The organism is Nostoc sp. 2RC (assembly GCF_014222165.1).
Taxonomy (GTDB): Bacteria; Cyanobacteriota; Cyanobacteriia; order Cyanobacteriales; family Nostocaceae; genus Nostoc; species Nostoc linckia.
On the sequence record NZ_JACKZU010000001.1, the window covers coordinates 119906 to 133698 of the forward strand.

Sequence of the window (13793 nt, forward strand, 5' to 3'; positions counted from 1 at the left end):
GTAGCTTTTACGAATATGAATTACCAATTCAACTTGCTGTTTGAGGTTTTCTGCGTACAGGGATTTGAATGATAAACTCAGTTCCTTTTCCTAAAGTTGAGCAACACTCTAGTTTGCCGCCATGTTGTTCTGTAATAATTTGGTAGCTAATAGACATACCCATTCCAGTTCCTTTGCCAATGGGTTTAGTAGTGAAAAAGGGATCGAATATTCGTTGCTGCAATTCTTGAGAAATACCAACTCCGTTATCAGCGATCGCTATTTTTATCCACGTTGAATTTATCACTGATGTACGAATGATAATTTGATGAGAATTATCCTGGCTTTGCTGATGATTCCTTTGAACATGATTTTCTTCTAAGGCATCAATGGCATTCACTAAAATATTCATAAACACCTGATTTAGTTGTCCGGCATAGCATTCTACTAAAGGTAAATTGCCGTAGTCTTTGATGACTTCAATTTCAGGTTGTTGTGGTTTACCTTTGAGGCGATGTTGCAGAATCATCAAAGTACTGTCAATACCTTCATGAATATCGACGCGTTTAAATTCCGCTTCGTCCATGCGGGAGAAGTTTCGCAGAGAAAGTACAATTTGGCGAATGCGATCGGTGCCTACTTTCATGGAAGACAAAACTTTGGGTAAGTCTTGCAGCAAAAACTCCAAATCCATTTCTTCGGCAGCAATTTGAATTTCTGGAGCAGCATTAGAATTGTGCTGCTGATACAATTGCAAAATTGCCAATAAATCCTGGGTATATTGTTCCACATGGATGAGGTTGCCATGAATAAAATTCACTGGATTATTGATTTCGTGTGCGACTCCAGCAACTAGTTGTCCCAGACTGGACATTTTTTCAGTTTGAATTATTTGAGATTGAGTGCGCTGTAATTCCTCTAATGTATTTTTGAGTTCAGTAGTACGTTCTTGTACCCTGTCTTCTAGTTCGTCTTTGGTTTTTTCTAAAGCTGTAAACGATTCATGCAATTGCCCTGCCATGTAATTAAATGAGTTAGACAGGGTATTGAGTTCTTGAATGGGGCTAGTTTCTACTGTTTGAGCTAAATTACCAGAAGCCATTGCCTTACTTGCCCGATTTAGACGTAGAATCGGGCGTACAATCCAATGGGAGGTAAAGATACCGATAGCTGAAGCAACGATTAATGCAGCAAAACAAAGGGTGATGGCGGTTTGGGTGTTGGCGTTAATTTGCGCCATAAATGCGTTTTCTGGCACACTCACCACCAATAGCCAATCTAAACCATACTCGTCACGCCAAGGTGTAATATCTACAAAATAATTTTTTCCTTGTAACTCCAGCCTATAATCTGTGTCTTTGGTAATGGACTTAAACCCATTAGAAGTTTGTAAGTGTTTAGCAACAGTCTGTATTATGGGGTCAGTGCTGTCCACAGCCCGCAATCTCTCAGCCTTTTGATTAATAAAAGTAAAAGGCTTTTCTGTGCCAGAAGTGGCGATTAATCTACCATCTCGTTCCAAAAGGAACACCCGTCCAGATTGACTAATATCCAAACTACGTAAAAAATCGCTGAGTTTTAGCAGATGAATATCGCAAGCAATCATTCCTAGCAAGCGATTTTGCGAATCATAAATCGGACGACTTGCAGAGGTGACGATGTAGGGGCCTGTGGGAAAGTTTTCAACTAAAATCTTTGTCCAAATGGGTTTACCGGCGGCTATTGGTTGGGTGTACCAAGGTTGCTGGGAATTTTTCCAATTCCAACGGGCATTTACTTGAGTTCGATTGCCTTGATTGTCAGTAGCATAAGTGTAAACATTGTTAGGAGGCTTAGCTGTCCAATCATCAATGGTAATGGTTTTGCCATCATAACGAGCAGCACCTACTCCTTCACCCGTTGTTAATCCAATACCAATATAAGTCAGGTCATAGGCTTGGATTTGATCCCAGAAATACTTACCAACAGTTTGGCGATCGCGCACATCTAATATTCCTCTGCGGATAGCATCTGCATTAATCTGATTCAGGGTTTGGGGAATGGCAAGATAAGACTTGAGGTGTTCATCCACTACGCCACTAGTACGATCTATCAACTGTTCTGCTAAATCATTAACAGCCCTTTGTCCATTTTTAAAGGACAAATAACCCACTAAACTCACTGCGGCAAAAATTTGCATTGCAAAGGGAACAACAAGAAAAATTTGTAATGGTAGCGCCTTGTTTCTGCTAAAGTAGCGAGTCTTCATTGGTGGGAATTGCAAGTTGCTAATCAGATTTACTTTTATATAGTTCCCAAAATGTCTAGATAGTCACCTTGAGTTAAAATTTTGGTTCTATAGCAATCCCATTTGATTAATGAACCGATCTGTATAGGCAGGCAAGAGGCAATAGGCAATAGGCAACAGGGTTATAAAAGATTAAAAGGGAACAGGGAACAGGCAATAGGGAATAGGGAAATTTTCTGAAAAAATCTCATATTTGGCGCAGCCTGATAAACAAAGGGTATCAGAAAAATTCTGGTAAATTTACCGGATTTTATCTAATTATTGAGAATAATGGCTCATCTACATAAATTTGCGCTTCATTAATCTGTATTTTGTATGACAAACCAAATTTTTCGCGGCATTACCTATGCTCAACAATTGATTCAAGATACTAATCAAAGAATTAACGGTACTAACAATTCAGACTGGTTTGTTGTTGAAGGTAACAATAATATCCTCAATACGCGAGATGGCAATGATGTTATTTTATTAGGAAGAAAAGTAGACTTAACATTGAATTTTGAAAGTAGCATTTTTAGTGGTGAGATTTTACAAACTAGCTCCTTACCTTGCCAAACCAATGATTTTGAAGCAATTGTTTATACTGGCACAGGAGATGATTACGTCAGTTTAGGAGCAGGTAATCACACAATTCGTTTAGGCAGTGGAAACAACTTTTTAGATGATTATGGTGGAAATTATCTGCTCGATGCTGATAATCATATCATTGGCTTAGCAGCAATTCCTAAATTAGTTGCCTCGGCAGGAGCGGGAGACGATATTTTTTCTTTAAGTGGATTTGCCAACCGAACAATTGATGCGGGAAAAGGCAACAACTTAATTTTTTTAGGAGCCGGAGATGCCAGAATTAGAACAGGCTCAGGAAATGACGTAATCACCAGTGAAGTTTCAATATTGACTTATATATTTGATAGCGGTTCGCCATCTTATGACCAAAGCATTATCGCTGGAGATGGTGACAATCAAATTGCTGTTGTTCCCTATGGTGAAACTACAATTAGAACAGGCGATGGTCAAGATTTTATTGTTGCTGTTGGTATTCCCGGCTTAAGTTCTACCAAAATTTATGCAGGTGATGGCAACGATACAATTATTACCAATGATACTAATAGCATGATTCAATCTGGTTCTGGTGATAATTTAATTTTTGCCGGTTCCGGTGATGATACTATCCGAGTGGGAAGTGGTAATAATGTCATCAATCTCAAAGGCGGAACGGTTTGTTTACCGCAACCTTTAAGTCAAGATACAAAGCTGTTTGATTCATCTGTAGAGGTAAAAGGCGGGGGGAATGATAACGTTTATTTGGGTGAAGGAACAGATACAGTAATTTTGGGAAGCAGTGGTTTTGCTATTATCTATAATTTTACTTGCAGCGATCGCTTAAATGTCAGTGGCTTAAACGCCAGCTTCACCCGCATCGGCAATGACACACTAATTAATTCATGTGGTGCTTCTTTGGGAATTCTCAAAGGATACACAGGTTCAGTGGATTTGGTGTAATATCAAAATCCTTGTAGAGACGTTGCATTGCAACCTCTCTACATCTAGATTCATACAGCTAATAGCCCACATCCTAACTTGTTGTTGCTGTTTCTTTTCCATTCTTGCTCTGTACGCTAGCAACAAATGACGATTCATCAGCCTTGAAAGTTGGCGACTCGCCTCTTAGTCCCTTACGACGCTTTTTTTTAGGAACTCCTCCCGCCATACCGTACTCTACACTGCTTTTGCCATATCGAGTCCCAACTGCCATCAGCATGTGTTCTGTCATATCTCCCAACTCGTTTTCTGTTTCCAGCATTTCACTCTAGTAATTTAAAAACTTGAGTACATATTTTGAGATGTCCCTGCACTGCGTCATCCCAGGTGGGGTAGAAGTTTCTTCTTCCATCCATTACCCCACCCATGACCAAAGTTTCAAACACCATCGGCTTAGACCCAGAGTTGCAGATGCCAGGGTTCAAATTTATGCCTACAAACCTAGTTGAAATCAAACAATCTTTAAACTCGTTGAACATAACTGTAGTTTCAGCAAAGGTCGCTGAAGCCATCCATGAATTCCAGTCCATAAAGGAATTAACAGCAACGGGGGTTTTTCCTTTTAGTTTGTAGTACTGAACGGACATAATCTCCATTTCCTCATGTCAAACTTTTAACTAATTCTCTAAACAGTAGCCGTGCTGCTTTGGCTGCAATTCGGTTTCTAATCAACTTTGCGGGACGACCAGCGGCTTTCTCGGCATCGAGTTGACTCCCCAATTGCTGACCAATATCATTTTTAAGACGCGATCGCCGCGGCTCAATGCGAGTGTAAACCCACTGCCACAAAGCTTTACGACACAAGTCAGAACCGCCAACAACTTTAGTTTTCTTACTGTCACCCGATGCCACCAGTGATGGAGCAGCCCCCAAAGCTTTCTGAAATCTCCGCAGCGAGAGATGCCGTTTAGTGGGCTTTTTGGAGTTTCGCCCCTGGCGTATCTTCACCTCTGGTTTACCATCTGCATCCAAGAATCCCTCGATGGGGAAAATCTGGGATATCAGCACAGAAGAAAGCCGATCGCCAAAGCCAAATCTTTTAAAAACTCTACGGTAAGGTTCAAACCGGGAATCAGCAAGCAGTTGCCGTAACTCCTGTTCAATTGCATGTTCTTCGCGCTGGAGATTGCAAACACGTTTCGCATGTTGGCGAACTGTGTCTGTAATCCCCAAGCCAGCCGTTTGAGCGTAAAGACGATCATAGCGCGTGGATTTTCTTTCACCAGCTAGCCAACCCCATAGTAAAGGCACTTCACCTGATTCACTGCGTTTAGATTGCACTTGCGCCACCTCTGGAAACTGCCAAGCTAAATCCTGTCTTGCCCTGTTGATGATCGGCGACTGCACCCGATTGAGGTGAGCTAGTCTTAAAACCAGTTCACGAATTTTGACAACTACTTGGTCACGAATTTGGACAAATCGCCGTAGATCAGTGTGGTAATCAAAGTAATAACAGGCCAGCGCCAGAGAATCGGCATCATCATCCTTATCTGGAAGTCCCAAGTGGTTTGCTCGATAATTTTTTAGTTCCTTGTGACCGACCAACCGCACTTCTACCCCGGCACGAGCCAAATGAGTACCCCAGAGTTTGCTGTAGTTCGAGCCAGTTGGCTCAATCAGTGCAATGTCCGCCTTTAGCTCCAACAAGGCTTTGATTCCTTCGGTATTGGCGCTAAAGCGGTAAAACGGACATTCATAATAAAATTGACGTGGTTGGTTGGGCTTGGACGTTAGCAGGCAAGCCGAAACGGAGGACTTGCTCACATCAAGTCCCAAAATTTTAATCATTCAGTTACTCCTGGGTGGTTCAGTCGTTATGTCCCTGATGTCTGCCTGCGAATCACCCGAAGGCCCAAACAGCCTAATTCACTCTCAAGGCAATACCGCAGCGCGAACTGCGGCGACACAGGGGGGACAGCACAGTCACGGCAGCCGAGCTTATGAAATGCTAAAAGCCATAAGCTTGTTTCACGGTAAAAGCCCTAAGCCACTGTGTGTATGTGCTGTACGTCTGGGTTGGACTCCAGTCCGCGACGCGATCGCACTTCTCGATCACGTTTCGCCAGCGAGTCAGTCCGGCTCATCAGGCGGTTAGAAATTATCAGGTTCAAAAACATTGGATTCATTATTTGATGACTTCAAAAAAGCGTCATCCTTTAACAATTCCAATATTCTTGAAGCTAAAAAAGAACGGTCATAGTGAGGTAAGCCACTGGCAGAAATCACTGCAAGCAAAGTTTGGATTTCGGGTTTAAACCTGGAATTAATATCTAATTCGGGTAGGATTATCAACATACATCGTGCGTATGCCCTGACTTCTTTATGGTCAAGTTTTATGTTGGAATAGTTGGACGAAATTCTCTCAACAACAGATTGAAAACCTTTAACTTCACCGTCAAAACCAAACATTTAACCACCTCATTTCATGATTCTTCAGAATCAGATTCAATCTCATAAAAATAATTTTGGGCGTATTCTAGATCGGATTTAAAAGAGCAAAAAGAAACATTAGCATCTGCGTCTAACAATGCTTGACAGCACAACAAACACATTTCTTCTGTAATTTCTTCTCTATCCATACCCCAACTACCAAACGAAAAATAAAACTCTTCGGAGTTTTCTTCATTAAAATATGCGATTGAACAATTTAGAAAATTAGGTAGCTTTGGGTATTCTCTCAACACAAATTTGTTTAGTTCTTTTGTCCACACAGGCTCAGGAATATTGGTCACTGTCTATTTCCAAAATGTAGATACAGGAAGGACGATCGCGCACCGTTCACGCGATCGCTTTTGATTTAGCTATTCAGCTTTTCAATAATGACTGTGCAATCTCCTTTTCTATTTGGTAGTGCAACGGTGCTGCACGGTGAATTTTCAAGCATTTCCGTCTGCTTAGGGAAGTGCGCCTGCAATTCAACCTTGCTCATCTCAAGACTTTCCTCTGAGTACTCATTCGTGGCAGTGAACGTGAGTCGAAAATTACTCATTTGGTTATCCTCCGAACTGCTTCCTTAACCGCTCCAGGAGCGCCACACCCTCACCGTACCGCTTGCCAGTGAAGCCCATCACCTCAGTCACGATCGCGCTATCGCTTTTTCCCTCTCCAAACCGCTGAATTAGCCGCCAAAGTACCCGGTCATTATCCGAACAATTTTCCTCAAAACCCGTCTCTGAAACGGGTTCGAGGGCATTTTCAGCCGATTTTTGGGGCGCGATCGCGTTGTCTGTGTATGGTTGGAATATGGTCGAACCATTACGAACTGTTGCGGCTTTCATCTCACGGTATGGGGGGAGTTTTAGCGGCTGATCGTCGAGTAAACAGTGACTCTGGTTTTGTTTTAACCAGTTGACAAGCTGTTCATTTTTCAAGCTTTTGGCATGGGCTTGAGCCTTTTTGCCCAGGCGAATACGGAAGAAGGCATCGGCTAAATCGCTCTTGCCCTCCAGTCCCCAGGCTGCTACACGGTCGTACTGGGACAGCAATATGGTAAAACGTCGGGCTTTGCGACCTCTGCGGGCGTGGCGTTCGAGCCATTCGCTGCTACTGGCAACCTTTGAAACTAGTTCGGGGTACTCTTCCGCGATGATTACCCGCTCAGTACCAACTAAAGCAGCGTCACCCTTTTCGTTACGCAGCTTCAACTGGTTACTCAAGTCTTCCAGGTCTTCAGACATTCCCAACTCAATCGCTGACCAGTTCTCGCCTTTGCCAATCACCTCAAGACCTTGCCAGTCTGTTGGCGTTCCCTCACATTCGTAGACGCGAACGCGACCGCCAACGGTGTAAGCAAGGTATTGAGCCAGAGTGCTTTTCCCTGTTCCCATTTCCCCGATGATCATCACCTGCTTGCCGTCAATGGCACTGATGATATCGGTGATTATTTCTAGCGGCTCCTCAACGACAGCCGCGCTTGCTTCAATCACTTGAGTGATGGGCGTTCCAGCGTAGGGGAGAGCGTCGTACACTTTCAGCAAGCGCTTGACCCCAGCTTCAACGCCATCACACACCCAAACGCCGAATTTAAAAGCATTCCGGGCAATGCTGACGGTGAATAAGGACACAGAAAAACATAACCTGCCTACTCCCCAAGTACAGTAACGCAGTAGGGTTTTGGCATCCGGTAGATGCATTTCTACCCAGGTTACAGATGTTGAAGCATTCCTGGGCGGGGCTGTAACTTTGATATCGACCAAGTCATTTGCCATACTGCACCTCGATTTTGAGGTAGAAAGGCTCATTGGCTTGCTGTTGTTTGTAAAACGCAATGATGCCGATGAGTAGTCCTGCTATGGTGAGAACGAAAATAATCAATTCCTTCATTTCTGTCATCCGCCAATTTTCCTGTATATGAACGAATTCGCGGCGGAACCTTCACTAATTACCAATTCTTCTTCTGGGGTATCGGCTATGATGTCAGCCCAGCCGGTTTTGTCGTTGTTGCGGATGTTCCTTTCGGCAATTTCGCCCAGCCCAGGGCGGGCTGATTCAAATTGCTCAATTACTTTTTGTTCTTTGGGTGTTAGTGGTCGAGTACTCATGGTAAATTTTGGTTAGGTAGAGACGGTGTTAAGTCACCGTCGAACAAGCTCCAGGTCATGACTGGGGCTTGTTTTGTGTCGGGTGATTTGACAATGAGACGCGAAAACAGCGTCCGGAACCGACCATCATCACCTGGCGATCGGCTAGCCGGACGGCTTTGCTACGACTGACCTTCATCATTGGAAATGATCCATCCGCTGAAAGGCTGAACATCTCGTAGTTTTGCAAGGACGACCATTCGACGGCTGTTCTATCTGCAAGTCCGGAATACTCAACCTGGTTCATGTCTGCGGCTGAAATAGCGCTTGGCAGTGATGGCAGGTGACGTTTAGGCTTGTCTGCTTGTTTTTTTGGTTTATCGTCGGCTTTTAGTCCGGCTTTAGTGCCATTAGTTGTGGCTTCTAGTGTTTCCATAGTGGTTGCGTAAGGGTATGATGCGCGGTCTTAAGTGGGGTTTGAGTCTGTGCATACTAGGATCGCAGCTGGGGTATGGTGGGGCTTAAACGCCACTAAACCTCGTGTCAAGTGTTGCTGTTGAAAACGGTACCTTTTGCGAAAGCATTGATAGCAAAGGGTTTGAGAGCTTTCTTTACTGCTACTCATGGCGAACTTGGGCTATCAGCGCTTCGAGAAGCCCTTTCTGGTCGGATTCTTCGAGTTGTATTTGCAATTGCACGCTGAGTTTGTAAATTTCGTCGCGGGTTTCGCCAGGTTCAAGGACGCACAGATGCGATGCAAGTCCAGAAATCAGAAAAAGCTTCTCTCTCCGACTGATTTTCTCGAACATGCTGCCGTAGCTTTCTTGAAGCGATTCTAGGTAGGAGCCGTCTCCTGGGGTGTAACTAGTGTAGTGACCTAGTGGTTTCGACATTTTTGGGGTAAAATCTCCTTATTTTCGATTTATTTTCGATTCATAAACTATTGCTTTTTGGCGATCGCACCCTCCCAGGAACGATCGCCTTTGTCTATTCCAACCCTTCCGTTTCAATCGCGAATTGTCTAAGCCCACCAGAAAAATGCTTTTCAACTCCTTTGACAACCTCCTCGTCGCTTAGATCATCTACACATTCTGGATCGGGCAAGTCTCTCCACGGACAGCAGTCTTTGATCCAGTCCCTAGCTTCAAGTAATTGTCTTGGCGTCAATTGCTTTTCCATTTGCCTATTCCTCCCATTGCTCCGCGGCGTCAACGTACACTTGCTGCCAGCCACGTCTCTCTGGGGGTTTGGCTAAGGTTTCAGCTGCATCGACGTTGTGGGGACAGTCGGGTTTTTTCTCGTCTAGTTCGCCGAGAATCTTATGGAATTCCACAGGGTCGGCATATTGGGATATGTGAGGGATGCAGCGAATCCTGGGATGCTCAGTCATGATTCACCTCAATGTTTGAAGTCGCCACCGGATAAGGTACTGCTTGTGCGTTCGGTTGACTCCTTTCAAGGGAAGGCACGAGCATGACCGACAAAAACCAGCCAGAGCGGCGTGGCTTGAGTCCACGTTTCTTGCGGCGTTTGTTTTGCTGAATGATGTTTGCTTTTTTGGACATAATGTTGTGTTGGCATTTTCAATCTGGTCATTGACTCCCCCAGCAGGTCTTTACACCGCTTCATTAGCTACAGGCTGCTATCTCTGTCTGTTTGGGAGTTGGTTATCGGTCATCAGTCATTAGTTATGAGTTATTAGTCATCACCCCTAGCAGATCTTTCCTCGGCTCAGTGCCAACAGGCTGCTATCTCTGTTTGTTTTGGGGTATTGGGTATCGGGCATTGGGCATCAGGTACAGGGTGTGCTGCACAGCTCCACAATTTCCGCATATTGGTATGCGGGGAAGTGGGTCTTATTGCAGCTTTAAGCGTGAGTGAGACACTAAGGAAAAGTCAGGCACTACTTTTAGGGCGCTAGTTCTGTAGCACCTGTACTTTTTTTTGTCTTTGTTCCCCAAATTGCTTTAGGGTTTGACCTCTCTAGCCTAAATCAATTTTGGGAAAAGCACAACCTGTTAAGGCTAAATTAATTTAGGTTAAGATGTCAAAAAAGCCCTTATCACCCCTTATGAGACTCAGGACGCTTCGACACATCACCCAAAAAGAACTTGCTGAAGAGCTAGGAGTCACAGAAAACACTGTGGCTAATTGGGAAAGAGGTAGAGCTGTGCCCAAACTCACTCCTGTGCAGTACAAAATTCTCCTGAGAATCCTGGAAATTACACCTGATGAATTGCCAGATCATTTTGGGCCACCGAACAAATCCGCTCCTGAGTAAAGCCAAGTCCATCATTCGATTTCGATGGGTTAGTTAGTGAGTCGCCATGAAACCTTAATCTAAGAAATGCAGCCAAAGAAAACGCTCACTAGCATTTTCGGCAGTGAGCGAATCCGTAAAAACAACAACAAATAATGAGATGAATAGTAGCAGTAAAGCCAAGAATATTCCAGATATTCAGATAGATTCTAGTGCCTTCACTAGCGCTTATTTTAACACAAAAACAAGCGAGAAGGGGGTAGAAAAATGATAGCAATCCCCTATTCCTACACCGAAGAATTAGACTTCAAAATCAATGAAGGTAAACCGTTACCAAGCAATATTGACGCGGAAGAAGCAGTGCTAGGTGGTATCTTATTAGACCCTGATGCAATCTGCCGAGTTAAAGACAGATTAAAGCCAGAGCATTTTTTTATTGGGGCACATCAAGACATTTATAAAGCGTGCCTGAATCTCCACAAAAAAGGTCAACCAACAGAAATAATACATGTTGCTGGTTGGCTTTTAGAGCATGGTTCGTTAGAAAGAATTGGTGGCAGAAATAAACTAGCTACTCTCTTTGATAGAAGTGTTAGTGCAGTGAATATCGACCATCATGCATACACAATAATCAAAAAACATAAACACCGTGAAGTCATAAGAAAGGGCTACAGACTGATACAGCTAGGGTATGAAGAAGAACAGGATTTGGTCGATATTCTTGCAACGGTCAACAATGAAATCAAAGCAGTAATTGACACACCAGTCGCGGCAACAAAAGACGAGCATGAGCTATGGGAACACGACCAACTGTTAAAAGAATTGACGAACATTTATACCAAAATAGCAAAGCCGTCACTGAGATTTTTTAAACTGGAAAAACTAGCCAAAGAGTGTTCGCGTAATACAAAGTTTCTCGAACATTTCTATCTACAAAGCCTGATTGGAGAATGTAGTAAGTTGCTCACCTACGAAGAGCTAAAAGAGTTAGCAGGTTCTACAGTTCGAGAGTGGCTAGTCAATGGATTAGTACCAAAAAGTACCACGATTTTACTAGCAGCAGATGGCGGAGTTGGTAAAACCAAATTTGCTTACGGTATCGCCAAAGTAATGATTCAAGGCACTCAATTCGGTAAATTTATTGCCACAGGCGAAAAACGAAAAATTCTCTATTACCAAGGTGATGAAAGCCCAGGTGATATGATGCAAGCCCTAGAATCCCTTGGCTACTCTGAAGACGACATCGGTAAATATGTTAGAACCCGCTTTGGCTGGAGCGCTGAAAATATGCCAGCGCTGATTCAGGATTTACAAGAGTTTCAACCGGACTTTGTGGTGCTTGATTCGCTCTCAACCGCCAACAGGTATTCCATCTACCAAGAGTCTCAGATGGAGTACGCCCGCCCCATATTGCAGATGACTGGGCTAGCGACCCAACATAAAACCACTTTTTTGATAATCCACCACACCAATCGCGAAGGCGGCGTGCGCGGTACGACTGCCATTAGAAATGCAGTTTCGGAAGTCTGGACGCTGACCAAGGACAACAGCCAGACTGCCACACCTTACGATCGCCTTTTAGAAATCAACAAATCACGCTCCAGGTCTTCGGGGAAAAAATACCGGATGTACTTCAACCCCGAAGATGTCAGCTTCACTTTCCTGGGAGAAGAACCAGACCAGGGGTCGAACGTCTCGGAACAGTCAGCCAAGGATGCACTTTTAGACTTCTTCAGCAAAAACCGGAACATCAGGTTCACATCTAAAGAACTGGCTCACAGACTGGGCTACTCAGACGGGCATATTCGCAACTGCTTAAACGGACTGGCCGCCGATGGGCTAATTTCATTCGAGCGCAGAGAAGGATATGCAACTAACTATTTCTTAGTCCTTGAGTCTGTGGCGATCGCCCCCGATCACCCCCCATCGAGCGACGATCACCCCCCGATCACCCCCGATCGCCACTGCGAAATCGCTGAAAGCATTACCACCACTGAGTTAGAGTATGATTCAGTGCAAAGTATCGTAGAATACTCGATCACCCCACGATCACCCCACGATCACCCCATCAATCAAGACACGGCAAGCGATACAGCCGAAGGTGATCGTCTAAGTACAAAAAAATCGCTAGAAAAAAAATCTGAATTAGAAAAAAATAATCAGCCCTTTTCGCAGCATCACGATCACCAATCGCCAGAAGCCTTGCCAGACAATATTGTCAGGGGTGATCGTGGGGGTGATCGTGGGGTGATCGTCGTTAGCGACGATCACCCCTCCCCCTCAGAAACAAAGTCAGAATTACCCCTACTGCCACTGCTTCAAGAGAAAGGTGTCTATTGGAGCTTGTCATTCAAGCGAGAAGTAACAGCATTCCTGATTTTTGATCAGATGTCGGAGGTCACTTGCAAAGTTCCAGGGCGAGGCACTCTTGGTTTACGGTTCACGGACTTGCAATGCTGTGAGCAGTCCCCAAGGCACGACTTTGAGGTGGGGGATGAGGTAGTAATTCTGGTTGGCAAGCACGCGGAAAGCTTCGCCACCATTACTGACATTAGATCTGATGGCATCTGGCTTAAATCTGGCGATCGTAAAAAGCGACTAGCAAAACCCTACTGGCCTCACCAGCTAGCAAAAGCCTGACATTATAACTCGCAACAGTACTACTCGCAAGTATCGTAAATGCCTAGTGCTTGCGGATTCTCTCGCACCAGTTTTTGAAATTTCCGTAGCTCATCCCAGGCGCGGGTGCTGGTGTCGAGTTGTTTTGAGTTCTGGTTAGGGTGGTAATTGAGCCGTTTGTATTCAATGTAGCGGTCGAGCAGCGCTAGAACCAAATCGGCTGTATTGCCGTGTGATACGGCAATACCAGCGTCTAACGCCTTGGCATATTCTATGATTTCATCAGCTAGAGCAACGGGTACTCTAATCGTTTTAAATTCTGTGCTGCGCCAAGTGCTGCCCGTCCCCCAGGTGGTGCTAGTTCGCCCCCCTTTATTCATGTTCAAAATCCTGTATTGCCGTGTGATACGGCAATTCTAGTAGCAAGGCATGAAAAACGCGATCGCCCAAGTTGGTTTTATGGCGATCGCGTTAGTGATTACTGTCCTAAGGTTATTCGGCGTTGGGTGGATTGTCATAAAGTGGCGATCGCGTTTTTCATATCATCTTCACTGACCTCGATGTAAGCCGAAAGTACCTTCAAGTC

The 13793-nt window shown here is 44.4% G+C and carries 18 protein-coding genes and 1 pseudogene; 5 read left to right on the forward strand and 14 right to left on the reverse strand.

Annotated features, from left to right (window positions below):
- Positions 1-28: 28 nt before the first annotated feature.
- Complete coding sequence (locus tag GNE10_RS00605) at positions 29-2227, reverse strand: ATP-binding protein (RefSeq protein WP_185563182.1); 2199 nt, start codon at positions 2225-2227, stop codon at positions 29-31.
- A gap of 354 nt (positions 2228-2581) precedes the next feature.
- Between GNE10_RS00605 and GNE10_RS00610 the strand changes: the two genes are divergently transcribed.
- Positions 2582-3769, forward strand: a complete 1188-nt coding sequence (locus GNE10_RS00610; protein ID WP_185563183.1) for a calcium-binding protein — start codon at positions 2582-2584, stop codon at positions 3767-3769.
- A 73-nt stretch (positions 3770-3842) separates the two neighbouring features.
- On the opposite strand, the pseudogene GNE10_RS00615 reads toward GNE10_RS00610, so the two are convergent.
- From GNE10_RS00615 to GNE10_RS00625, 3 genes and pseudogenes are all read right to left on the reverse strand, one after another.
- A pseudogene (locus GNE10_RS00615) lies at positions 3843-4073 on the reverse strand (hypothetical protein); the annotation flags it as partial.
- Positions 4072-4395, reverse strand: coding sequence for a hypothetical protein (locus GNE10_RS00620; protein ID WP_185563184.1), 324 nt, complete (start codon positions 4393-4395; stop codon positions 4072-4074). The pseudogene GNE10_RS00615 and the gene GNE10_RS00620, both read right to left, overlap by 2 nt.
- A gap of 13 nt (positions 4396-4408) precedes the next feature.
- A complete protein-coding gene (locus GNE10_RS00625; RefSeq protein ID WP_185563185.1) occupies positions 4409-5596 on the reverse strand; it encodes a transposase in 1188 nt (395 codons plus the stop codon).
- A gap of 28 nt (positions 5597-5624) precedes the next feature.
- Between GNE10_RS00625 and GNE10_RS00630 the strand changes: the two genes are divergently transcribed.
- Positions 5625-5903 carry a hypothetical protein gene (locus GNE10_RS00630; RefSeq protein ID WP_185563186.1) on the forward strand — a complete coding sequence of 93 codons (279 nt, stop codon included), beginning with the start codon at positions 5625-5627 and terminating at the stop codon, positions 5901-5903.
- Here the strand turns inward: GNE10_RS00630 and GNE10_RS00635 are convergent.
- From GNE10_RS00635 to GNE10_RS00670, 9 genes are all read right to left on the reverse strand, one after another.
- A complete protein-coding gene (locus GNE10_RS00635; protein ID WP_185563187.1) occupies positions 5900-6217 on the reverse strand; it encodes a hypothetical protein in 318 nt (105 codons plus the stop codon). The two genes, GNE10_RS00630 and GNE10_RS00635, sit on opposite strands and share 4 nt — an antisense overlap.
- Positions 6218-6231: 14 nt before the next feature.
- On the reverse strand, positions 6232-6540 hold the full coding sequence (locus GNE10_RS00640; RefSeq protein ID WP_185563188.1) for a hypothetical protein: 309 nt from the start codon (positions 6538-6540) through the stop codon (positions 6232-6234).
- 261 nt (positions 6541-6801) lie between these two features.
- Positions 6802-8016, reverse strand: coding sequence for a hypothetical protein (locus tag GNE10_RS00645; RefSeq protein ID WP_185563189.1), 1215 nt, complete (start codon positions 8014-8016; stop codon positions 6802-6804).
- Complete coding sequence (locus GNE10_RS35650) at positions 8006-8140, reverse strand: hypothetical protein (protein WP_260446697.1); 135 nt, start codon at positions 8138-8140, stop codon at positions 8006-8008. Before GNE10_RS35650 ends, GNE10_RS00645 begins: the two co-directional genes overlap by 11 nt.
- On the reverse strand, positions 8137-8349 hold the full coding sequence (locus GNE10_RS00650; protein WP_185563190.1) for a hypothetical protein: 213 nt from the start codon (positions 8347-8349) through the stop codon (positions 8137-8139). Before GNE10_RS00650 ends, GNE10_RS35650 begins: the two co-directional genes overlap by 4 nt.
- 55 nt (positions 8350-8404) lie before the next feature.
- Entirely contained in the window at positions 8405-8764 is a 360-nt protein-coding gene (locus GNE10_RS00655) for a hypothetical protein (RefSeq protein WP_099072921.1), read from the reverse strand.
- A gap of 181 nt (positions 8765-8945) precedes the next feature.
- Positions 8946-9221, reverse strand: coding sequence for a hypothetical protein (locus GNE10_RS00660; RefSeq protein WP_185563191.1), 276 nt, complete (start codon positions 9219-9221; stop codon positions 8946-8948).
- A 94-nt stretch (positions 9222-9315) separates the two neighbouring features.
- Positions 9316-9507: a peptide ABC transporter substrate-binding protein gene (locus GNE10_RS00665; RefSeq protein ID WP_185563192.1), complete on the reverse strand. Its 192-nt coding sequence runs from the start codon at positions 9505-9507 to the stop codon at positions 9316-9318.
- A 203-nt stretch (positions 9508-9710) separates the two neighbouring features.
- Positions 9711-9893 (reverse strand): hypothetical protein, encoded by a 183-nt coding sequence (locus GNE10_RS00670; protein ID WP_185563193.1) that lies wholly within the window; start codon positions 9891-9893, stop codon positions 9711-9713.
- A 506-nt stretch (positions 9894-10399) separates the two neighbouring features.
- Here GNE10_RS00670 and GNE10_RS00675 point away from each other — a divergent pair.
- Both GNE10_RS00675 and GNE10_RS00680 read left to right on the forward strand, forming a co-directional pair.
- Positions 10400-10609, forward strand: coding sequence for a helix-turn-helix transcriptional regulator (locus GNE10_RS00675; RefSeq protein WP_221642682.1), 210 nt, complete (start codon positions 10400-10402; stop codon positions 10607-10609).
- Between the two features lie 246 nt (positions 10610-10855).
- Positions 10856-13228, forward strand: coding sequence for a DnaB-like helicase N-terminal domain-containing protein (locus GNE10_RS00680; RefSeq protein ID WP_185563195.1), 2373 nt, complete (start codon positions 10856-10858; stop codon positions 13226-13228).
- 20 nt (positions 13229-13248) lie between these two features.
- Here GNE10_RS00680 and GNE10_RS00685 read toward each other — a convergent pair whose 3' ends face one another.
- Entirely contained in the window at positions 13249-13587 is a 339-nt protein-coding gene (locus GNE10_RS00685; RefSeq protein ID WP_185563196.1) for a hypothetical protein, read from the reverse strand.
- A gap of 15 nt (positions 13588-13602) precedes the next feature.
- Here GNE10_RS00685 and GNE10_RS00690 point away from each other — a divergent pair, with 15 nt between their 5' ends.
- Entirely contained in the window at positions 13603-13773 is a 171-nt protein-coding gene (locus GNE10_RS00690) for a hypothetical protein (protein ID WP_185563197.1), read from the forward strand.
- The last annotated feature ends 20 nt before the right edge of the window (positions 13774-13793 follow it).